Genomic DNA, 21,970 nt, shown 5'->3' with positions numbered 1-21,970 from the left:
CCCCTCCCACCGCGGCGCGGCGTCCGGGCTTCAGGATCGGGGCGGGCCGGTGGCGGCCGCATACGTACTACTGCGTATATGACCTGTACCGGACAGTGATCGACACCGGCTGGAACCGCTGTGGAGCCAGAACCGCCGAAGCACCTAGGGCATCGATGGTCATGAGGCTGTCGAACGCGATCCGACGGCAGTGCAAATTCGGTCAGGCGCGGGCACTTGGGCGACTCCCTCGACCTCCACGAGCAGGTCGCGCCGGCACAGGTCGGTGGTGAGGTACGCGGCGTCGCCCGCCAACGTGCCGCCCAGCAGCCTGCGTACCGGCTCGCGGTGGCCGGCGTGGCGGACGTACACCTTGACCGCGCGCAACGTCCGCGGGTCGGTGAGCGCCGCCAGGTTCGCCAGGGTGGTGCGGCACTGCCCGGCGATGTCGCCGCGGTGGACCGTCTCGTGGCCCAGGATGCTGGCCGTGCCGGAGATCAGCAGCGACCCGCCCGGCAGGTGAGTGGCCCGGGCGAACGCCGGCGGCTGGGGACCGTAGCGGGGTGGATAGCGGTAGGCGGGCACCTGACGGCGGTTCTCCACCGCGAGATGTCCCGGCTCGCGGCGGGCCAGGAGGTGGAACGCGACGCCGGGGGAGTGGGCGCCGACGCCGGTGCCGGCCGGGAGCGGGCCCTCGGGCAGCGGTGAGCGGGCGAAGGCCTCGGCCCGCCCGCGGCAGAAGTCCCGGTACGTCTCCAGACCGTCGGCGTTCGGTTCGTTGATCGCGCCGATCACGTTCCACATCCGGACGATGTACGGGTATCCCAGGCCGGCGAGCACCTCGAACGCGCGCAGATAACCGTCGCGTACCCCCGGGGTGCACCGCGCGGCCGGCGGTACCGACACCGCGCAGAACGCGTACCGGCCGTCGTGACCGAAGGCCACATCGTTGCGGATCCCGGCGATGACCGGACGGCCCGTGGTCCATACCTCGGTGACCGCCTCGCCCTCCTCGCCCGCGACGTGCAGGTCGATGGCCGGCGCGCCGTCCCGGACGTGCGGCCCGGCCGCGTCGGTGCCCCAGCGGATCACGCCGAGCGGGTGTGCCACGTCTGCGGGGTCGGCGTACCGGCTGGTCAGAGCGTCCAACCGAGACCGTCCTTGGCGAGCGCGAGACCGTCCGGCACCGGCGGTGCGGTGTCGTCCAGGGGCTCACCGTACAGCGCCTCCTCCTGCAGGTTGCGGCCCTGCCGGAAGGTCTCGCCGACGGTCCGGGAGGCGTAGAGGGGGTTGAGCCGGTCGTCGGCGCCGGCGAGCCGGTCCACCGCGGCGCCGAGGTCGGCCGCCGAACCGGCCAGGCGTACCCCGATGCCGGCCTCGCCGGGCAGCAGCCCGCCGACGAGTTCGGCGAACGCCGCCGTCTCGGTGACGTCCACCGCGGAGACCTTCTTCGCCTGCCAGAAGTACGACTTCTCGTCACGCTGCATGTCGTAGAAGGACACGAGGAACTCGTAGAACGTGCCGTACTCCCGGCGGTAGCGGGCCTCGAACTCGGCGAGGCTGCGCTCCTCGGGCACCGCGCCGTCGAGCACCGCGTTGAGCGAACGGGCGGCGAGCAGGGCGCCGTACGTGGCGAGGTGCACCCCGGAGGAGAGCACCGGGTCGACGAAGCACGCCGCGTCGCCGACCAGCACCATGCCGGGGACGGTGAACGACTGCTTCCAGTAGGAGTAGTCCTTGCGCACCCGCACCTGGTCGTACGGTGGCTCGGTGGCGGACGGCACGCCGGCCAGCTTCGTGCGAACCTCCGGGCAGGCGTCGATCATCGCCCGCCAGGCCGCCCGCGGGTCGCGTTGCACCTCGGCGCGGTGCTCGGGTCCGATGACCGCGCCGACGCTCGTCAGGTCGTCGCGCAGCGGGATGTACCAGATCCAGCCCGCGTCGAAGGCGGCGCAGAAGATGTTGCCCGCGTGCGGCTCGGGCAGCCGGGCCCCGCCCGCGAAGTAGCCGAACACGGCGAGGTTGCGGAAGAAGTCCGAGTAGACGCGCGCGCCGCCGACGCGGCCGTGCAGGCGGCTGGTGTTGCCGGAGGCGTCGACCACGTAGCGGGCGTACGCCGTGCGGCGGGAGCCGTCCGGGCCGTCGTACTCGACGCCGCTGACCCGCCCGTCCGCCTCGATGACGCCGCGCACGGCGCAGCCCTCGCGGACCTCGGCGCCGCGGCGGGCGGCGTTGCGCAGCAGGATCTCGTCGAACCTGGACCGTTCGACCTGGTACGCCGTGGAGGTCGGATCGGGCAGCCGCGGGGACATGGCGAACGAGAACTGCCATGGCTCCGGGTTGCGGCCCCACCGGAACGTGCCGCCGCGTTTGAGCGTGAAGCCGGCCGCCGCGACCTCGTCCGTGACACCGAGGATCCGGCACAGTCCGTGCACAGTGGACGGCAGCAGGGACTCGCCGATCTGATAGCGCGGGAACGTCTGCTTCTCCAGCAGCAGAACCTGATGGCCGCGCATGGCGACCAGGGTGGCCGCGGTCGATCCGGCCGGACCGCCGCCGACCACCACCACGTCGTACGTCTCGCTCATCGCGACTCCTCTCGCCGGGTACGGGCGTCCAGCCAGGACCGCAGGGCTGCCGCCGTGGTGGCGGCGTGGCCGGTCAGCACGGTGTCGTGGTCGCCGGGGATGTCGACCGCCTCGTGCGGCAGCGGCCAGCGGACCAGCCAGTCGCCGTCCGGGTCGGTGGCGAGCATCTCGCGCGTGGGCCCCGCGCGCAGCAGCAGCGTCGGCACGGGTGACGGGTCCGGCTGCCATCCGTCGAGCAGCCGTACGTAGGCCCCGCCGGCAAGCATCACGGCGTCGGAGAGGTGCTTCCCGAACGCGGCCTCGGGCAGGTGCCGGTCGCGCCCGACGAGCGCGAGGCCTCGTGGCTCGGACCGCCCGCCCGTGCCGTGGTGGGTCTCGACGAGGGCCACGCCGGCCGGTGGCACGCCGTCCGCCGCGAGTCGTGCCCCGACCGCGTGCGCCACTGCCCCGCCGGCGCAGTAGCCCACCAGCACCACCAGGCGCGTCCCGGCCACCTGCCGGATCGTGTCGGCGTGCAACCGTACGAGCGTGTCCACGCTGTCCGGGACCTCCCGGCGCGAACCGAAACCCGGATGGGTCAGCACGTGCACGTCGTACGCGCCGCCGAGGGCCCGGGCGACCGCGACCGGCGTCGGGTTGACCAGCCCGATGTAGCCGGGCAAGTAGCACAGCACGGGTGCGCCCGGATCGCCGGCCGCCATCCGGATCGGCGCGACGGCGTGCTCCGCCCGGCGCTCGGCGGGAAACGTCGGCAGCCCGGCGGCGACCAGGTACCGCAGCGTCATCGCGGCTCCCGGGCCCTCGGTACGCAGAACCCGGCCGTACACGGCGGTCAGCCCCTCCGCGGCCGGGGAATCGGGCGTCGCGGGGTCCGGAGGCGCCGGCGGCGGTTCATCGGCACCGGGCAGGTCCATCCGGGCGTACACGTGCGCGGTCAGCGCGGCGAGCGTGGGGTGGTCGGGCACGACGGTGCCCGCCAGGCGGGCGCTGCTGAACGCGCTGAGCCGGTTGCGCAGCTGGACCGCGGCCAGGGAATCGAAGCCGAGGTCGGTGAAGTCGCGGTCGGCGGGGACGGCGGCCGCGTCGGGGAACCCGAGCACCGCGGCGACCTCGGCCCGGATCAGCTCGGCGAGGGCCGGCTCACGCTCCGCCGCGGGCAGCGCGAGCAGGGTGTCGCGCCAGCCGGCGACCTCGCCGTCGGAGCGGTCCGGGCGCGGCGGCCGCGGGGGCGCCAGGCCGGAGAGGATCGGGGGCACCGGTCCGGAACTCGCGAGCCGCTGCCGGTCGATCGCGATGGGCACGAGCACGGGTTCGGCCGTACGCAACGCCCGGTCCAGCAGGGCAGTGCCCTCGGCCGCGGTGAGCGCCCGGACGCCGCCGTCGGTGAGCCGCCGCCGCGCCCCGTCGCCGGCCCGCCCGGCCATGCCGCCGTCCTCCGGGTCCCACAGCCCCCAGGCCAGCGATTGAGCGGGGAGCCCCCGGGCGGTGCGGTGCGCGGCGAGCGCGTCGAGGAACGTGTTGGCGGCGGCGTAGCTGCCCTGCCCGGCGCGGCCGAGGACACCGGCTGCGGAGGAGTACACCACGAACGCGGCCAGCTCCGCGTCCTTCGTGGCCTCGTGCAGATGCCAGGCGGCGTCCGCCTTCGGGGCGAGCACGGCGGCGAGGCGCTCGGGCGTCAGGTCGGTGACGATGCCGTCGTCGAGCGCCCCCGCGAGGTGGAACACGGCGGTGAGGCCGGGCCCGCAGCGGGTGACGAGCGCGTCGACGGCGGCGCGGTCGCGGAGGTCGCAGGCCACGGCGGTGACGTCGGCGGCGAGGTCGCCGGCGCCGGCCGGCACGGTGCCGCCCCGGCTCGCCAGGACGAGGTGCCGCACCCCGTACGCCTGCACGAGATGGCGGGCCAGGACGGCGGCGAGGGCGCCGCTGCCGCCCGTGATCAGCACCGTGCCGTCCGGGTCCAGCGCGGGCGGGTCCCCGTCGGCGGGACCGGAGAGCACCAGCCGCGGGGACAGCACGGTGCCACCACGGATCGCCGTTCGCGGTTCGGTGAGCGTGACGGCGTGGGCCAGAGCAGCCTCGGATTCCGGCGCTCCGCACAGGTCGGTGAGGGCGTACCGGCCGGGGTGCTCGGCCTGTGCGGCGGCGACCAGACCCCAGACCGCCGCCGCGGCCGGGTCGGGGTCGGCGCCGGTGGCACGCCGGGTGACCACCACGAGGCGGCCGGGCCGGTCGGCTTCCGCGTGCTCGACCAGCCGGGCCAAGGTGGCGGCGAGCAGGGTACGAGCCCGGACGGGTGCGTCGCCGTCCGGGGCGGACGGCCGGAACACCTCGACGGGACCGGCGGCGGTGGCCGGGGCGGCCGGCACCCAGTCGAGCCGGTGCAGGTGGCGGCCGGCCGCCCGGCCACCGGCCACCGCACGGGTGATCATCGACTCCACCGTGGCGACGGGCCGGCCCGCCGCGTCGATGACGATGATGCGCGACTCGTCCGCCGCGCGGCGGGTGAGGATCACCCGAGCCGCCGCGGCGCCCGGCGAGTGCAGCGTGACGCCGGACAGCGTGACCGGCACCCGCGGCCGGTCCGGCGGGTCGGCGAGCAGGCCGGCGTGCAGGGCGGCGTCGAGCAGAGCGGGATGCAGGCCGTACCGGCCGGCCGAGACGGCCGTTCCGGCGGGCAGCGCCAGATCGGCGTAGACGGTGTCGCCCTCGCGCCACACCGCGGTCACGGCCCGGAACGCGGGCCCGTACCGGAAGCCGGCGGCGGCGAGGCCGTCGTAGTCGACGTCCACCGGCCGTGCGCCGCGCGGCGGCCACGTGCCGGGGACGGCTGGGGCCGCCTCCGCGGCGGGGGTGGCGACCGCGGTGGCGTGCCGGGTCCATCCGGCCCGGACGCCGGCCGGGCGCGACCAGATCGCCATCGCGCGGTCCCCGGCCGGGTCCGGCGCCTCCACCACCACCTGGACGTCGGCCGCGCCGGAAAGCACCAGCGGGACGTCCACGGTGACCTCGGCGAGACGCTTGCCGGAACCCGCGGCGTGCCACGCCAGCTCGACGAGCACCGCGGCGGGCACCACGACGTCGTCGCCGATCACGTGGTCGGAAAGCCACTGCTGACGGCCGGCGGAGAGCAGGCCGGAATGCCGCACCTGCGGGCCGTCGGCCGCCGGTTGCGGGTCGCCGAGCAGGGGATGGGCGGCCGCCGCGGCGGGGGCGCCGGCGTCCAGCCAGTAGCGGGCGCGCTGGAACGGGTAGGTCGGAAGGTCGCAACGGCGGGCGCCGCTGCCCGCGTACGCGACCGGCCAGTCCACCGCCACGCCGTGCACATGCAGGGTCGCCAGGGCCTCCAGAACCTGCTGCACCTCGGCGCCGCCCCGGACGCCCGGCACCACGCCGGCGCGGGTGTCCGCCTCCTCGGCGAGCACCCCCAGGACGCGGTCCGGACCCACCTCGACGTAGGCGGTGGCGCCGGCCCCCTCCAGCCAGGTGACCGCGTCGGCCCAGCGGACGGTGTCCCGGGCGTGCCGTACCCAGTGCGCGGCGGTGGCGATCGCGTCGGGCTCCGGCCGCCCGGTCAGCGCGGACACCACGGTCACCGCCGGCCGGTGGTAGGTCAGGCTCTCGGCGACCGCGCGGAAGTCGTCCAGCATCGGGTCCAGCAGCGGCGAGTGGAACGCGTGGCTCACCCGCAGCCGTCGCGCCCCGCCGCCCAGGCGTGCGGCCACCTCGGCGACGGCGTCCTCGGCGCCCGAGAGCACCACGGACCGCGGCCCGTTGACGGCGGCGAGCGCCACCGGGCCGCGGGCGTCGGCGATCAGCTTCTCCGCCTCGGCGGCGGTGGCCCGTACCGCGACCATCGCGCCGCCGGCCGGCAGCGCCGCCATCAGCCGTCCCCGCGCCGCGATCAGCCGCGCCGCGTCGGTCAGGTCGAACACCCCGGCGGCGTACGCGGCGGCTATCTCGCCGACGGAGTGCCCGGCGACGTGGCCGGGCTGGACGCCGCAGGCCCGGTACAGCGCGCTCAGCGCCGCCTCGAACGCGAACAGGGCCGGCTGGGCGTAGTCGGTGCGCCGCAGCAGCTCCGGATCCCCGTCGATCACCTCGCGCAGCGGCCGGTCCAGGTGCGGCCTGAACGCGGCGCACACCGCGTCGTACTCGGCGGCGAAGGCGGGGAACGCCGCGGCCAGCTCGTGGCCCATGCCGGACCGCTGCGCACCCTGGCCGGTGAAGAGGAACGCCGGCCGCGGTGCGCGGTGCGCCACCGCCTGGTGCGCGGCCGGATGGGGTACGCCCTCCGCCAGGCTGCGCAGGGCGTCGCGGTCCCCGCCGCGCACCATCGCCCGGCGGCTCAGTGGCGCCCGCCCGGTCGCGAGCGAATACGCGACGTCCTGCGAGCGCACGTCCGGCGGCAGGCCGGCGAGCCGGGCCGCGGACGCCCGCAGCCCCGCGTCGTCCGCGCCGCCGAGCACCCACGGGGCCCTCTCCCAGGCCTCCGGTTCCGGCGAGGCCGGCTGCGGCGACTCCGGCGGCGGGGGCTCCTCGAGGATGACGTGGGCGTTCGTCCCGCCGATGCCGAACGACGACACCGCCGCTCGACGGGGGCGGTCACCGCGAGGCCAGGGTTCGGCGGTGTCCAGCAGCCGGACGGCGCCGGTGGACCAGTCGACGTGCGGAGAAGGCTCGGCGGCGTACAGCGAACGGGGCATCCGCCCGTGCCGCATCGCCTCGATCATCTTGACCACCCCGGCGATGCCCGCCGCGGCCTGGGTGTGGCCCAGGTTCGACTTGACGGAGCCGAGCCGTACGGGTTCCGCACGGTCCTGGCCGTACGTGGCGAGCACCGCGGTCGCCTCGATCGGGTCGCCCAGCCGAGTTCCCGTGCCGTGCCCCTCGACGACGTCCACATCGGACGGCGACAGCCCGGCCTCGGCCAGCGCACGCCGGATCAGGTCCTGCTGCGCCGTGCCGTTCGGGGCGGTCAGCCCGTTCGATGCCCCGTCGGAGTTGACCGCGGAACCGCGCAGGACGGCGAGCACCGGATGTCCGAGGCGGCGGGCGTCGGACAGCCGCTCGAGCAGCACCAAGCCGGTGCCCTCACCCCAGGCGGTGCCGTCCGCGCCGGCCGAGAACGACCGGCAGCGCCCGTCCGGGGAGAGCCCGCGCTGACGGCTGAACGCGAGAAACGGCCGCAGCGTGGACATCAGGGTGACCCCGCCTGCCAGCGCCAGGCTGCACTCCCCGGCCCGCAGCGATTTGGCGGCCAGGTCCATCGCCACCAGCGACGACGAGCACGCGGTGTCCACGGTCAAGGTGGGGCCGCGCAGGCCGAACAGGTACGCGATCCGACCGGACGCCACGCTGCCGGCGGACCCGATCCCCAGGTGGGCCTCGAGGTCGTGGCTGTCCGTGAGGCGGCTGGCGTAGTCGCCGTGCATGACGCCGACGAACACGCCGGTGTCGCTGTCCCGCAGGCTCGGCGCGGGGATGCCGGCCCGCTCGAAGGTCTCCCAGGCGACCTCCAGCAGCAGCCGGTGCTGCGGATCCGTGGCCAGCGCCTCGCGCGGGGACATGCCGAAGAATCCCGGGTCGAAGTCGGCCGCGTCGTAGAGGAACCCGCCGCGTCGCGTGTACGTCGTTCCCGGCCGGTCGGGGTCCGGATCGTAGACGGCGTCGACGTCCCAGCCGCGGTCGGCCGGGAACTCGCCCGTGGCGTCCACGCCGTCGTCGACGAGGCGCCAGAGGTCTTCCGGTGACCGTACGCCGCCGGGGTAGCGGCACCCGGCGGCGACGATCGCGATCGGCTCGGTCCCGGCGCGGGCGGGGGAGGAGGCGGTGACCGCGGCCGGTGCGCGGCCGAGCCGGCTGTCCAGGTGGGCCACCAGCGCGGCCGGGTTGGGGTGGTCCCACAGCAGCGTGGTCGGCAGCCGCAGCCCGGTCCGCACGCTGATCCGGTGCCACACGGTGACCGCGTGCAGGGAGCTGAGCCCGAGGTCGGCGAAGGCGGCGTCCATGTCGGTCACCGGTCCGTGGACGGCCGCCACCTCCGCCCGTACCAGCTCGGCCAGCGTGGCCCGGCGTTCGCCGGGGGCCATCGCGTCCAGGCCGGCCCCTGCCGGGGACGGCGCGGCGGCGAGTCCATCACGCAGCAGCCGGCGCCGGGGCTTGCCCGAACCGGTCCGCGGGATCGCCGGGATGAAGACGATCTCCTCCGGCACCTTGTACGCCGACAGCGCCGCCGCGCACGCCCGCAGCAGCGGCACCGGGTCGGGTTCGGCGCCGGCCGGAACCACGAACGCGACCGGTACGTCGCCCAGAAGCGGATGCGGACGGGCCACCACCGCGGCGTCGCGCACCTCCGGCAGGCTCAGCAGCACCCGTTCCACCTCGGCCGGGTCCACATTGGCGCCGCCGCGCACGATCAGGTCGCCGGCCCGGCCGACCACGGTGAGGTGGCCGTCGGAGTCGATCCGGCCCAGGTCGCCGGTGCGGTACCAGCCGTCCGGCAGCGCCCGCGCGGTCGACGCCGGGTCGTTGTGGTAGCCGAGCACGAGGTTCGGGCCGCGTACCCGGATCTCGCCCTCGCCCTGCGCCGGGGCGCCGGTGACCGGATCCGTCAACCGGACCTGCACTCCCGGCACGGGCGGCCCGCTCGTGCCGGTGGAGCGCGGCCCGGCGACCGGCTCGACGGCGATCATGCCGCAGGTCTCGGTGCTGCCGTAGCAGTCCAGCAGCGGTACGCCCAGCAGCGTCTCCACGCCGGTCCGCAGCGGGGCGTCGCTGACCGCCCCGGCCGTCAGGCAGACCCGCAGGGAACCCGGCGGCCGTGGGCGGCTGTCCAGCAGGTGCCGGTACGTGACGGGCACCCCGGCGAGAACGGTGGGACGTTCCTCGGTGACCAGCCGGGCGACGGTGGCCGGGGTGGGCGCGTCGACGATCCGGGCACTGGCGCCCGCCGCCGTCACCCCGAGCACGCACAGCGAGTGGGCGAAGCTGTGCGCCATGGGCAGCGGCCAGAGCAGGCGGTCGCCGGCGTGCAGGCCCAGCAGCGGCAGGTAACAGGTGAACGCTGACCACAGCGCGGCTCGCTGGGTGGAGACCGCGCCCTTGGGCGCACCGGTGGTCCCGGAGGTGTAGAGGATGAAGGCCGGCTCGTCCAGGCCCAGATCGTCGGGGGGTACGGCAGCCGTGGGCGCGCCGGCGACGTCCGGGGTGAGAAGCCGCACCGGCCGTGCGCAGAGGCGGGCGATCCGGGCGTGGTGCCGTTCGTCGGCCACCACGGCGGCCGGGTCGCAGTCGGCGAGCAGGGCGGCGAGTTCGCCGTCGGTGCCGTTCGGGGTCAGCGGAACGCCGACGGCACCGGCGCGCACCGTGGCCAGCACGGCCTCGGCCAGGTCCACACCGTGGTCGACCACGAAGGCGACGCGCTCGCCGCGCCGCACCCCCAGCGCAACGGCCAGCCGGGCCGAGTCCGCCTCGACCTGTGCCCAGGTGACCGAGCGCCGGTCGTCGGCGAACGCCGGCCGGTCGCCGGGGCCGCGGGCGTTGTCCCGCAGCAGCTCCGGGATCGGGCGCACCTCGGCCTCGGCGGCGATCGTGGCGTAGTCCGTGGGAGGCCGTCGCAGCATGGCGCCGATCGTGGCACCGCGGGTCCGGCGCGGTCTCGTCGCCGTGCTCTTTGTGCCCGAGGGGGCATCCGGGACGGCCCCGCAGGGCCGTGACGACCGGGCCGTGTTCGCCGACAGTGAACGCCGGAAGATCGGGAGCATCGCCGAGGTTGAGCGGCACGTACTCAACTTGGAGGTGTCGGGTGACCAGCAAGCGACTTCCCGTGTTGTTCCTGGATGACATCGTCCTGCTGCCGGGCATGGTCGTACCGGTGGAGCTGGACGAGGCGGCGCAGGCCGCCGTCGACGCGGCCCGGACCTCGGCCGGTTCCGAGCTGCTCATCGCCCCGAGGCTCGAGGACCGGTACGCGTCCCACGGCGTCGTGGCGAGCGTCAAGCAGGTCGGCAAGTCCCGTGGCGGCTCGCCCGCCGCTGTCCTGCGTACCGGGGTGCGGGCCCGGATCGGCGGCGGGGTGACCGGCCCCGGCGCGGCGCTGTGGGTCGAGGCCGAACCCGTCGAGCCGAGCCCGCCGACCGAGCGGGCCCGTGAGCTGGCCGCCGAATACAAGCAGCTGGTCGTCTCGGTGCTGCAGCGGCGCGAAGCCTGGCAGGTCATCGACTCGGTCAGCGCCATCGACGACCCGGGCGACCTGGCGGACACCGCCGGCTGGGCGCCGTACCTGTCCAACGACCGCAAGCGGGAGCTTCTGGAGACGCCCGACGTGGAGGCCCGGCTGCGGCTGCTGGTCTCCTGGACCGGCGACTTCCTGGCCGAGTCCGAGGTCAACGACAAGATCGAGAGTGACGTCCGGGAGTCGGTCGAGAAGCGCAACCGCGAGTACCTGCTGCGCGAGCAGCTCAAGGCCATCCGCAAGGAACTCGGCGAGGGCGAGGCCGACGGCAACGACGACTACCGCACGCGCGTGGAGGCGGCCGATCTGCCCGAGGCGGTGCGCGAGGCGGCGCTGCGGGAGGTCGGTAAGCTCGAGCGGGCCGGCGATCAGAACCCCGAGGCGGGCTGGATCCGTACGTGGCTCGACACGGTCCTCGATCTTCCGTGGAACGTGCGTACCAGCGACAACACCGACCTCGACGCGGCCCGGGCCGTGCTGGACGCGGACCACCACGGGCTGGACGAGGTCAAGGAGCGCATCGTCGAGTACCTCGGCGTGCGTGCCCGCCGGGAGTCGCGGGGCCTGTCGGTCGTCGGCGGGCGCGGCTCCGGCGCCGTGATCCTGCTCGCCGGGCCGCCCGGCGTCGGCAAGACCTCGCTGGGTGAGTCGGTCGCCCGTACGCTCGGCCGGAAGTTCGTCCGGGTCGCCCTCGGCGGCGTCCGCGACGAGGCCGAGATCCGCGGCCACCGCCGCACCTACGTCGGGGCGCTGCCGGGGCGCATCGTGCGGGCCATCCGGGAATCCGGCTCGATGAACCCCGTCGTCCTCCTCGACGAGGTCGACAAGGTCGGCAGCGACTACCGCGGCGACCCCGCGGCGGCGCTGCTCGAGGTGCTGGACCCGGCGCAGAACCACACCTTCCGCGACCACTACCTCGAGCTGGACCTGGACCTGTCCGACGTGCTGTTCATCGCGACGGCCAACGTCCTCGACACCATCCCGCAGGCGCTGTTCGACCGGATGGAGCTCATCTCGATCGACGGCTACACCGAGAGCGACAAGGTGGCCATCGCCCGCGACTTCCTCGTGCCCCGGCAGCTCGAGCGGGCCGCGTTGGCTCCCGGCGAGGTGACGATCGGCGAGGACGCGCTGCGCGAGATCGCCGCGAACTACACCCGGGAGGCCGGCGTACGGTCGTTCGAGCGGTTGCTGGCCAAGGCGTTCCGCAAGGCCGCCCTCAAGGACCTGCCCACCACCGTCGGGGCCGGCGACCTCAAGGACCTGATCGGACGGCCGCGGTTCACCCCGGAGTCGTCCGAGCGTACGGCGGTCCCCGGCGTGGCCACCGGCCTGGCCGTCACGGGGATGGGCGGTGACGTCCTCTACATCGAGGCGTCCCTGCTGCCCGGCGACAAGGGCGGGCTGTCGGTCACCGGCCAGCTCGGCGACGTGATGAAGGAGTCGGCGCAGATCGCGCTGTCGTACGTGCGGGCCCACGCCGAGGAGCTCGGCATCTCGCCGGAGCAGCTCGACCACCCGATCCACCTGCACGTGCCCGCCGGGGCGGTGCCCAAGGACGGGCCGTCGGCCGGCGTCACCATGACGACGGCGCTGGTCTCGCTGCTGCTCGGCCGCAACGTCCGGGCCGAGGTCGGCATGACCGGCGAGGTGTCGCTGACGGGCCGGGTCCTGCCGATCGGTGGCGTGAAGCAGAAGCTGCTCGCCGCCCAGCGCGCCGGCCTCACCGAGGTGTACCTGCCGCAGCGCAACGAGCCCGACCTCGACGACGTCCCCGCCGACGTGCTGGCCGCGCTGACCGTGCACATCGTCTCCGACGTACGCGAGATCCTCGGCTCTGCTCTGGAGCCGGTGTCCACGGGCGCGGTCGCCGCGGCGTAGAGGGGTGCGCTCGGGGTAATGGTCGCCGGAGAGCCGCGCCGCCGACGAAGGACTGCCATGACCCCGAGCGACACCGACGTCACCCTTGATGCCGCGCTGGACCCGCTGGTCGTCGCGCTGGACATCGGATCCACCGCTACGCGCGGCGGCGTGCACGACGCGTCGGGGCGGCGGGTCCACGGCCTGCAGCACAAGGTGGAGCACGCCTTCACGGTCGCGCCCGACGGCACCTCGGTCATCGATCCCGAGCAGGTCACCGCGGAGGTCGGAGAGGTCCTCGACGCGGTGGCCGGTGACCGGCGGCTGGGGACCCGCATCGGCGGGGTCGCGATGGACACCTTCGCGGCCTCGCTGATCGGGGTCGACGCGGCAGGGCGTGCGCTCACGCCGTGCCTGACCTACGCCGACTCCCGCAGCGCCGACGCGGTCGCCGCGTTGCGGGAGAAGCTCGACGAGCACGCGGTGCAGCAGCGTACGGGCACCCGTCTGCACACGAGCTACCACGCCCCGCGCCTGCGCTGGCTGGCCGCCACGCAGCCGCGCGTCGTCGCCGAGGCCGCGGCCTGGTGGTCGCTGGGCGAGTTCATCTGGGCGCGGCTCATCGGGCAACCCCTCGCCGGGACGTCCACGGTGGCGTGGACCGGGTTGCTCGACCGGCGTACCGGCGAGCTCGACGCGGAGCTGCTGGAAGCAGCGGGGGCCGGCCCCGAGCAGTTCTCCGCACCGCGGGACCCTGCGCGGCCGGTGTCGCCGCAGGCCCCGGCGCGGTGGCCCGCCCTCGCCCGGGCCGTGTGGTTCCCCGTCATCACCGACGGCTTCGCCAGCAACATCGGGGCCGGGGCGCTCGACGCGACCGTGCTCACCGCGGCCACGGCCACCAGCGGTGCGCTGCGGGTTCTGCTCGAGGGCGCCGCCGACCCGCTTCCTTCCGGGCTGTGGAACTACCGGGTCAGCAAGGACCGCACGCTGCTCGGCGGGGCGATCAACGACGTCGGCCGCGCCGTCAGCTGGGCGCAGAGCACGTTGCGCCTCAGCCCGTCGCCGGCACCCGTTCTCAGCGCCCCGCCCAGCGGGGCCACTCCGCTCGTGCTGCCGTACCTCACCGGTGAGCGGGCGCCGGGCTGGGTCGGCGGGGCGCGTGCCGTGTTCGGCGGGGTGTCGGCGGCCACGGACGCCGATGCCCTCTTCCGCGGGATCGTCGAGGGCGTGGCGATGACGTACGCGCGCGTCGCCGACGAGCTGCACCCGGCCGCCCCGCAGGTCGTCGAGGTGGCGGCGGCCGGCCGGGTCAGCAACGACCAGCCCGAATGGCTCCAGATCCTCGCCGACGTGCTCGGGCAGCCCGTCACGCACGTGACCCGGCGCCGCGCCACGCAGCGCGGCACGGCCCTGCTCGCCCTCGACGTGCTGGCGCCGGACGTGTCCCGCGCGCCGCGAGCGACCGGGGCCACCTACGAGCCGCGCGCTGAGCACGCCGACTACTACGCGGAACGGCGCAGGCTGTTCGCCGAGGCGTACGAGCGGCTCGTTGCCGGAATGTCGTAGGCCTTGGCGGTGTGGACCAGGGTCAGCCGGCAGATGCGGCGGCGTCGCCGTGCGTGATGCGTACGTAGTAGCCGTCGGGGTCGGCGACGCGGAAGTCGTGCAGACCCCACGGCCGCAGCTGCAGGGCCTCGACCACCACGCCCTGATCGGCGCAGTGCTCGTGCAGCGCCGTCACCTGGTTCAGCTGGTCGACCTCCAGCACGATCTCCACGCCCGCTCCCCGGTCCGCGGCCAGCCGCTCGCGGGTGAAACCGGGGCCGGACCCCCGAGCGGGCAACTTCGCCACCGGCCCGAGACCGAGCACGACCGACCCCCGGCGCAGGCTGACGTAGTCGTCGCCGCGGCGGATGACCTCGAACCCGAGCGTACGGGTGTAGAACGCGATGCTGGCATCGAGGTCGTCGACGAACAGTTCCATCCGCAACCGCATCCGTCGATGATGCATCGCCCGGCGCGCCCGCGTGATCGGCGGATCGCTGGGTAAGGGCAGTGAGGTAGGCGAACAACGATGGATTGCGAGGTCGATCGGCGTGGCTACCAGCAAGAACACCAAGAAGCCGACCAAGGGCAATGACACTCCGAACACTCCGGAGGTGAGCGAGAGTGCGATCGCGCGGATGAAGGTGGGTGAGCTGCGTCGGGAGTTGCAGGGCCGTGGGGTGAAGGGCACTGCGGAGCTGAAGAAGCCTGAGCTGGTGAAGAAGCTGGTCAAGCTGGAGACCGCCGGGGCGAAGAAGTCGGGCAGTCGCAATGACACTCCGAACACTCCGGAGGTGAGTGAGAGTGCGATCGCGCGGATGAAGGTGGGTGAGCTGCGTCGGGAGCTGCGGGCCCGTGGGGTGAAGGGCACTGCGGAGCTGAAGAAGCCTGAGCTGGTGAAGAAGCTGGTCAAGCTGGAGACCGCCGGGGCGAAGAAGTCAGGCCGGTCGAAGAAGGCGGAGTCCGCCGGGAAGACCCGCTCGGCGAAGAAGCCGGCCGCCGTCGCGACGACGAAGAAGCTGGCGGCCGCCGCCATGGGCCGGTCCAAGGCGAAGAAGGTGGCCTCCGCCGCCGGCAAGCTGCCCACCACGAAGAAGCTGCTGTTCGCGCAGACGGATCTGCCCGTCGGCGACGAGCTCCCGGCCACTCTGGACGGTGGCAAGAAGTCGCGAGGCAAGGCCAACAGCCGTACGCGGACGGGCAAGGCGACCGCCGTCATCCGGTGACGCCCGATCAGCCGGCCAACGAGACCGGACCGTCCTCGGCGCGGCCGTACGGTCTCGCCGCGTCAGGCATTCTCTCCGGCCGCGAACAGCCGGTCGAGGTGGGCGTCCAGCACGGCCAGCGCCTGCTCGGCCGAGTACTTGCCGCTGATCAGGTACAAGCCGAGGCCTTCCATCAGCGCGAGCAGGCCGCGTGCCGCCGTCCGGGCGTCCGGGGTGGGCAGCAGGCCGGCGACGAAGGACAGCAGGTCGGTGCTGTCGTCGCGGGCGACGGCGTCCGGGCGTGCCGCGGCGTAGGCGAGGAAGGCCAGTGCCACGCGGGCGTCGCCGCGGCTCTGCTCGTCGAGGGGCAGCAGGGCGGCGATGAGCGTACGCGTCAGCAGCCGCGGCGGCGGGGTGGTGCAGAGCCGGGCGATGGCCTCCGTGACGCGGACCTGGCTGCGGTCGCGGACCACGGCCATGGCGAACGTCATCATCTCGTCCTTGGTGGCGAAGTAGTGCTGCACCATGCCCGCGGAGACGCCCGCCTCGGCCGCGACGTGGCGCAGGCTGACGGCCTCCAGCCCGCGTTCCGCCGCGACCCGCATGAGGGCGTCGGCGATCAGGGTGCGCCGTTCCTGATGGTCAACCTTCTTGGGCATGGCACCCGTGCTTTCGTCAGATGATGGCCGCGTCATGACAGGGTCCGTCGATGCGGACGGTGCCCGCCGCGCCGTCGACGGTGATCACTTGGCCGGCGCGGATCCGCCGGGTGGCGCCGGGCACGCAGATGACGGCCGGGATGCCGTACTCGCGGGCCACGGTGGGGCCGTGCGCCATGATCGCCCCCGTCTCGGTGACCAGGGCGGCGGCGGTCAGGAACAGCGGCGTCCAGCCCGGGTCGGTGGTCGCGGCGACGAGGATCTCGCCCGGTTCGATCCGGGCGGTGGCCGGGTCGTCGACGATCCGGGCGGGCCCGGTCACCCGGCCCGCCGCCGCCCCGACGCCGACGAAGACACCGTCCGCGTCGGTCGCGCCGGGCAGGGCGGCTTCGATGTCCGTACCGTCCGACAGCAACGCCACCGGCACCCTCTTGCGGCGAAGTTCGCGCTCGTGGACGCGGCGGCGGGCCGTGACGACATCGCGGTGGTCCGCGCCCTCGTGCACCGCGGTGTGTACCTCGTCGAGGGTGAGGAACACGATGTCCCCGGGCGCGGCGAGCAGGCAGCCCGCGGCCAGGTCGGCGCCGATGATCAGCAGCTGCTCGCGCATCGCCTGCAGCCGGTACAGGCCGGCGAACTTGCCGCTCTCGCGCAGGCCAGCCAGCGCCCGGGCGCGGCGCAGCAGGAACCCGGCGAGCCGCCCGCGTACTGGTCGCCGGCGCCGGGCACGTGCGATCAGGCCGGGCAGGGCGGCCTCGGCCGCCGCGCCGGCCCGTGCGAACCGCCGGTCGGGTGCCTGCTCCGGGTCGTCGAGGCGCAGGTAGTTGGCGATGGCGGCGAACACCGGGGCGGGGTCCTCGGCCCAACGGGGGACGCCGAGGTCGACCTCGGCCGCGCCGCGATGTCCGTAGGTGGCCAGGAACTCCGCGAGCCCGAACTCCGGCAGGTCGCCGCGCAGGTACCGGGCGGCCAGCTCGTCCGGCGGGGTGTCGAGCAGCAGGTCGCGGTGGGTGGCGGCGCCCCGGGCCAGGTGCCACAGCGCCAGGTCCATCTCTATGGTGACGTTGTGCGGCATCCCGGCGAGCACGGTATGGATCTCGTCGGCGGTGGCTACACCCGCCAGCAGCCGGGCCGGGAGCGCCGCGGCGAGCATGCCGGCCACGATCGGCCAGGTGAGGTCCCCGGCGGCGGTGGCCGGCGCGTCGGCCCGGACGAAGCGGAGCCGGTCGGCGGGGCTGCGCAGATCCGGTGGGGGAGCCGAGGCCTGCTGGAGCCGGTCGACGGCGCGCAGCACCCGCGCCCGGGCCGCCTCGGGGCGGGCGAGTGCACGGCTGATGCCGGCCACCGCCTGGCCCGCCGTGCGCAGCGAGGGCGTGGCCCCGCCGGACCGGCGCTCGGTGGGGCGCCGTGGCGCGAACCGGGGGTCGAGCAGGACCTGCTCCATCGCCGCCTGCGCCCGGGGGCCGAAGTCGACCGCGAGGATCTTCACCAGCCGGCCGCGGGCGGCCGGGTTGCGGGCCAGATCGGTCAGGTCGCCGTAGAGGCGGCCGCCGATGTCGACGATGTCCGCCCGGATGCCGAGCGGCGCGAGCATCCCGGCGATCAACGTACGGAGGGTCGACATGCCGAGCGGGGTGGCCGGCTGCAGCATCCCCTGAACGTGGCCGAACTCCAGGTAGACGCGGGGCTCGCCGGTGTCCGGCGGCGCCGGGAACAGCGTGGTGATCGGGCGCGACTGCAGCAGCCAGGTCGTACCGGCGCGGTCGATCGCCCATTCCACGTCCTGCGGTACGCCGAACTGCGCCTGGACGCGCGCGCCGATCGCCCGCAGCTCGTTCAGGTCTTCCGTCGTCAGGTAACCACGGGCGGCCGGCGGTGACCCGCCGAGGACGTAGTGGTCGGCCGTACCCGCTCCGTTCACCACGGCGGTGCCGGGTCCGAGGGCGGCGTCCACCAGCATCTCGGTCCGGCGCCCGGTCAGCGGGTTGGCGGTGAACAGCACGCCGGCGGCCCGCGCGTCGACCATGCGCTGCACGATGACGGCCATCGCGGGCGCCGGGTCGGCCCGGCCGAGGCCCTTCCGGTACGCGACGGCACGGGCGCTGTGCAGCGACGCCCAGCACGTCTCGATCGCGGTGAGCAGCGCGTCCGGTCCGGTCACGTCCAGTACGGTGTCCTGCTGCCCGGCGAAGCTGGCGTCCGGCAGGTCCTCGGCCGTCGCGCTGGACCGCACCGCCACCGGGCCGCCGCCGAGCCGCTCGTACGCCGCGAGGATCTCGGCCCGGGGCGGCGTGCCGGAGCGGTGCGCCCGAGTGGTGACGCAGAAGCCTTGCGGCACCCGTTCTCCGTGGCGGATCAGCTCGCCGAGGCCCGCCGCCTTCCCGCCCACGAGGCCGGCGTCGGTGGAGACCTCGGACAGCGCGACGATGAGCGACATCGGCTCCTCCAGATGCAATACAACTGCATTGCAAAGAAGCGTACTGTGGTTACGATGCAACTGCAATGTAAACGGGGAGTCATGTGCCCGGGCCGCTGCTCAGCCGGCGGAGCGCATCCGCAGGAAGTTGACGACGACGGCACTCAGGACGACGTCGCCGCCCTGGTTGAACACCTCGACGCGGGTATGCACGAGTCCGCGGCCGGGCTTGGACCGTGACGGCCGGGCCTTCTCGACGGTGGCCCGGACGGTCAGCCGGTCACCCGGGCGTACCGGCGCCGGCCAGCGCAGCTCGTCGACGCCGGGGCCGCCGAGACTCGCCACCCGGGACAGATAGTGGTCGGCGTACATCCGCATCATGAGGGCGCAGGTGTGCCATCCGCTCGCGATGATGCCGCCGAACGGGCCGTCGGCCGCGGCTTCCTTGTCGACGTGGAACGGCTGCGGGTCGAATTCCCGCGCGAAGGAGACGATGCTCTCCTCGGTGACGTCGGCGGCACCACGTCGTTCCTCCGTTTCGTCGGATGTCCTCAGGCCGGGTCAGGTCACGGCGGCGTCCACGGGTCAGCCGTTGCGGGGCCGGCGGGCCACGGCGAGGATGTGGGTGGCGGGCCAGGGGAGCGGCCGGCCCTCGAGGTCGCTGAGCGAGGCGACCGGGGCGATCCGGTTGTCGATGACCCAGTCGTTGCGGATCGGGGCCGACGCCGGGTCGAGGTCGAAGCCGACCTCGGTGAGCAGGTCCGTCCAGTCGGCGAAGCTCAGGCCGCAGAACTGCTCCTGCGTCTCCGAGAGCCAGTTGTCGACGTAGTCCTTGCGGGTCAGGTAGTCCATCGCCGAGGCCTGGTCGACCCGTACGGTGTCGTCGTCGACGGGCTCGTACGCGAACGGGAACGCGAAGTCGACGGCGAACTGGTCGAGGCGGGCGCGGGTCGACAGGCCGGCCACGTACGCGTTGACCTCGGCCGGTGGCAGGCCGGCCAGGTCGGTGCGGGGCTTGTCGGGGTTGGCGCCGTCGTCGCGGGTCAGGCGCAGCAGGACCGGGCGCTGCGGGTCGTCGGGGCCGCAGACGTCGCTGTTGATCCAGACGCCGCCCGGGGCGGTGTGGTCGAAGATGCGGCGGGCGAACTGCAGCACCGAGTCGCGGCGTTCGCCGTACGACCAGATCTCGTGGGTCAGGGCGAACGTGAGCGTGGTGTCGACCGAGCGGTCGTCGAAGATGGCGCCGCCGAGCACGTTGCGCTGGTAGAAGTAGACGTTGGCGTTGCGGAAGATGCCCTGGTCCTTCTTGTGCAGGCATTCCTGGTAGAGGTGCCGGGCGAGCTCGACGCCGATCAGGTCGCTCTCGTGCAGGCCGGGCTCGTGGTCGGCGAGCTCCAGCAGCGAGCCGGCGCCGCAGCCGATGTCGACGATGCGGCCGGGCTGCACGTACTGCCGGACGGCCGCCCACTTGCGCTCGGCGGCGACGGCGAAGGCCTCGACGTACGTACGGTAGTCCCGGGTCGCGGTGAGGCCGCCCTCGTCGCCGATGATCGGGTCGTTGATGACGGTACGGACCGCGTCGACGAGCCGGTACCGCTCGAGGACGTCGATGGTCGCGGGGTGTGCGAGCTCGCGCCACGTCTCGTCGCCCCGGCTCAGCCGCAGCAGTACGTCCCAGGGCCGCTCGGGCGCGGTGGGGAGCGAGGTGTCCGCTTCCACCCAGGCGATGGGGAAGCCGAGGCGCTCGTACAGTTTGGCGACCTGCGGGGTGGAGCACGCCACCACCGTGTCCGCGGGCGTCAGGTCGAGGCCGGTGGCGACCGCGATGGTCTTGAGGGTGACCTCGGCGAAGGCGTCGGTGGGCGCGGTGTCGAAGATCGGGACGACCAGCGAGCGCAGGCCGGTGAGCACGCTGAAGCGCTCGATGGCGGCCTCGCGGCGGTGGTACGGGACCGGGTTGCGTTTCGTGTTGTCGTGGTTGGCCGAGGTGACCGCCCAGACGACCGTCGAGCCGCCCTCGGCGAGCCGGAGCAGGTAGTCCGCCTGGAACCGGGTCAGCAGGTGGTGACGGCCGGGAAAGAGAACGTAGGGAGCCACCGTGGTGATCGTAATTTATCGGTAAACTTCGATTTGTTGGTCCCGGGATCTGGTGTTCCGGCGGAGTGCCGCCTTACCGTCGCTGCATGGTCTCGCGTCGATCCCTCCTTCGGGCTGTGCCGCTCGGCGCGGCCGCCCTCGCCGTTCCCGTCCACGCGCGCCCGGCCGCCGCGTCCGCGGATCCCGTACGCGTGCCGCCGGACCCGGCCTCGGCCGAGGCCACCGTGACAGCCGTCCGCGGCTTCACCGTCGACCTCTACCGCGCACTGGCCGCGGCCTCGGGCGACGGCAACGTGGTGTGCGCGCCGTACTCGGTGGCGCTGGCGCTCGCGATGACCCGGGCCGGCGCCGGATCGGCCACGGCCGACGAGATGGACGCGGTGCTGCACGCGCCGCAGCCCCGCCCGGGCGCGCTGGACAACGGGCTCAACACCGTCGATCAGCTGCTGGCGGGCCGGTATCAGAACGGCGACGGCGTCAAGACCTCCCGGTTGACCATCGCCAACGCGCTGTGGACGCGGCTCGGTCTGGGGCTGCAGCCGTCGTTCGCCGACACCCTGGCCGGCTATTACGGTGCCGCGCCGCATCCGGTCGACTTCCGCGGCGATACGGAGGCCGCCCGTCAGGAGATCAACACCTGGGCGTCGGAACGGACCAACGCGAAGATCCCCGAGCTGCTGCAGCCGGGCTCGGTAGGCGCCGAAACGACCCTGGTCCTGACGAACACCATCTACCTGAAGGCGCCGTGGACGTACCCGTTCAGCGCCACCGGGACCGCGGCGGCGCCGTTCACGCGCGACGACGGCCGGGTCGTCGACGTGCCGTTGATGCGGGGGCCGTTCGACCGGATGGGCTACCTCGAGGGGGACGGCTGGCGAGCGGTCGACGTGCCGTTCGCCGACGGCGCGCTCGCCATGGCCGTGGTGCTGCCGACGGCGCCCGGCCTGGCCGCGGTCGAGGCACGGCTCGACGAGGCGTGGCTGGGCGCCCTGCTGCGCGGCTTCCGGTTCCAGGACGTGCGGCTGCGGCTTCCGAAGTGGACGTTCCGGCTGCCGGCCCAGCTGGGCGGCACGCTGAGCGCGCTCGGCATGCCGACGGCGTTCAGCGACGCCGCCGACTTCACCGGGATGAGCACCGAGCCGGCCCTGAAGATCGACGACGTGGTGCATGAGACGTTCATCGGGGTGGACGAGAAGGGCGCCGAGGCGGCCGCGGCCTCGGCCGTGATCATCCGGCCGCCGTCGGTGCCGAGCGGGCCCGACTTCTTCGTGGACCGGCCGTTCCTCTACGTCATCCACGACCGGTCCAGTGGCGTGCCGCTGTTCATCGGCCGGGTCCAGGACCCCTCGGTCACCGGACCCGCCTGAGCGCTGCTCGCCGGGCGTCGC

At 74.2% G+C, this 21,970-nt stretch carries 12 protein-coding genes; 4 read left to right on the top strand and 8 right to left on the bottom strand.

All coding sequences use genetic code 11. From position 1 onward, the window contains the following. Positions 1-159: 159 nt before the first annotated feature. The 3 genes from IT780_RS17960 to IT780_RS17950 are packed head-to-tail and all read right to left on the bottom strand — an operon-like array spanning position 160 to position 10,189. The gene (locus IT780_RS17960) at positions 160-1,128 is read right to left on the bottom strand and encodes a chorismate transformation FkbO/Hyg5 family protein (protein ID WP_199512709.1); all 969 of its coding nucleotides are present in this window, start codon (positions 1,126-1,128) and stop codon (positions 160-162) included. Next, a complete protein-coding gene (locus IT780_RS17955) occupies positions 1,116-2,567 on the bottom strand; it encodes an FAD-dependent oxidoreductase (RefSeq protein ID WP_199512708.1) in 1,452 nt (483 codons plus the stop codon). The genes IT780_RS17960 and IT780_RS17955 overlap by 13 nt, the downstream gene beginning before the upstream one ends. Continuing rightward, positions 2,564-10,189: a type I polyketide synthase gene (locus IT780_RS17950; RefSeq protein ID WP_199512707.1), complete on the bottom strand. Its 7,626-nt coding sequence runs from the start codon at positions 10,187-10,189 to the stop codon at positions 2,564-2,566. The genes IT780_RS17955 and IT780_RS17950 overlap by 4 nt, the downstream gene beginning before the upstream one ends. A gap of 182 nt (positions 10,190-10,371) precedes the next feature. On the opposite strand from IT780_RS17950, the gene lon reads away from it, so the two are divergent. Both lon and IT780_RS17940 read left to right on the top strand, forming a co-directional pair. Continuing rightward, a complete protein-coding gene (gene lon, locus IT780_RS17945) occupies positions 10,372-12,681 on the top strand; it encodes an endopeptidase La (RefSeq protein ID WP_307831241.1) in 2,310 nt (769 codons plus the stop codon). Positions 12,682-12,738: 57 nt separating this feature from the next. Beyond that, a complete protein-coding gene (locus IT780_RS17940; protein ID WP_199512706.1) occupies positions 12,739-14,226 on the top strand; it encodes a gluconokinase in 1,488 nt (495 codons plus the stop codon). A 22-nt stretch (positions 14,227-14,248) separates the two neighbouring features. Here the strand turns inward: IT780_RS17940 and IT780_RS17935 are convergent, their stop codons facing one another. After that, positions 14,249-14,656, bottom strand: coding sequence for a VOC family protein (locus IT780_RS17935; protein ID WP_199512705.1), 408 nt, complete (start codon positions 14,654-14,656; stop codon positions 14,249-14,251). Between the two features lie 100 nt (positions 14,657-14,756). Between IT780_RS17935 and IT780_RS17930 the strand changes: the two genes are divergently transcribed. Next, entirely contained in the window at positions 14,757-15,431 is a 675-nt protein-coding gene (locus IT780_RS17930) for a hypothetical protein (RefSeq protein ID WP_199512704.1), read from the top strand. Between the two features lie 62 nt (positions 15,432-15,493). Here IT780_RS17930 and IT780_RS17925 read toward each other — a convergent pair whose 3' ends face one another. The 4 genes from IT780_RS17925 to IT780_RS17910 all read right to left on the bottom strand — a co-directional run bounded on the left by IT780_RS17925 (position 15,494) and on the right by IT780_RS17910 (position 20,582). Next, complete coding sequence (locus IT780_RS17925) at positions 15,494-16,069, bottom strand: TetR/AcrR family transcriptional regulator (protein WP_199512703.1); 576 nt, start codon at positions 16,067-16,069, stop codon at positions 15,494-15,496. 16 nt (positions 16,070-16,085) lie between these two features. Next, complete coding sequence (locus IT780_RS17920; RefSeq protein ID WP_199512702.1) at positions 16,086-18,506, bottom strand: PEP/pyruvate-binding domain-containing protein; 2,421 nt, start codon at positions 18,504-18,506, stop codon at positions 16,086-16,088. A gap of 99 nt (positions 18,507-18,605) precedes the next feature. Continuing rightward, positions 18,606-19,040 carry a MaoC family dehydratase gene (locus tag IT780_RS17915; RefSeq protein ID WP_199512758.1) on the bottom strand — a complete coding sequence of 145 codons (435 nt, stop codon included), beginning with the start codon at positions 19,038-19,040 and terminating at the stop codon, positions 18,606-18,608. Positions 19,041-19,070: 30 nt separating this feature from the next. Beyond that, positions 19,071-20,582, bottom strand: coding sequence for a class I SAM-dependent methyltransferase (locus IT780_RS17910; protein ID WP_307831240.1), 1,512 nt, complete (start codon positions 20,580-20,582; stop codon positions 19,071-19,073). Between the two features lie 86 nt (positions 20,583-20,668). Here IT780_RS17910 and IT780_RS17905 point away from each other — a divergent pair, with 86 nt between their 5' ends. Continuing rightward, on the top strand, positions 20,669-21,949 hold the full coding sequence (locus IT780_RS17905) for a serpin family protein (protein WP_199512701.1): 1,281 nt from the start codon (positions 20,669-20,671) through the stop codon (positions 21,947-21,949). The last annotated feature ends 21 nt before the right edge of the window (positions 21,950-21,970 follow it).

Source organism: Nucisporomicrobium flavum, from assembly GCF_016464385.1.
Classification (GTDB): Bacteria; Actinomycetota; Actinomycetes; order Mycobacteriales; family Micromonosporaceae; genus Actinoplanes; species Actinoplanes flavus_A.
The sequence above is the reverse complement of the archived record's forward strand: the minus strand, read 5'-3'. Positions and strand labels throughout refer to the sequence as shown.

What these genes read in the sequence shown, in the direction of transcription:
- IT780_RS17905 (WP_199512701.1), top strand. Translation starts at nt 20,669, where the DNA reads ATGGTCTCGCGTCGATCCCTCCTTCGGGCTGTGCCGCTCGGCGCGGCC.
- IT780_RS17920 (WP_199512702.1), bottom strand. Translation starts at nt 18,506, where the DNA reads ATGTCGCTCATCGTCGCGCTGTCCGAGGTCTCCACCGACGCCGGCCTC.
- IT780_RS17955 (WP_199512708.1), bottom strand. Translation starts at nt 2,567, where the DNA reads ATGAGCGAGACGTACGACGTGGTGGTGGTCGGCGGCGGTCCGGCCGGA.
- IT780_RS17950 (WP_199512707.1), bottom strand. Translation starts at nt 10,189, where the DNA reads ATGCTGCGACGGCCTCCCACGGACTACGCCACGATCGCCGCCGAGGCC.
- IT780_RS17925 (WP_199512703.1), bottom strand. Translation starts at nt 16,069, where the DNA reads ATGCCCAAGAAGGTTGACCATCAGGAACGGCGCACCCTGATCGCCGAC.
- IT780_RS17940 (WP_199512706.1), top strand. Translation starts at nt 12,739, where the DNA reads ATGACCCCGAGCGACACCGACGTCACCCTTGATGCCGCGCTGGACCCG.
- IT780_RS17935 (WP_199512705.1), bottom strand. Translation starts at nt 14,656, where the DNA reads ATGCGGTTGCGGATGGAACTGTTCGTCGACGACCTCGATGCCAGCATC.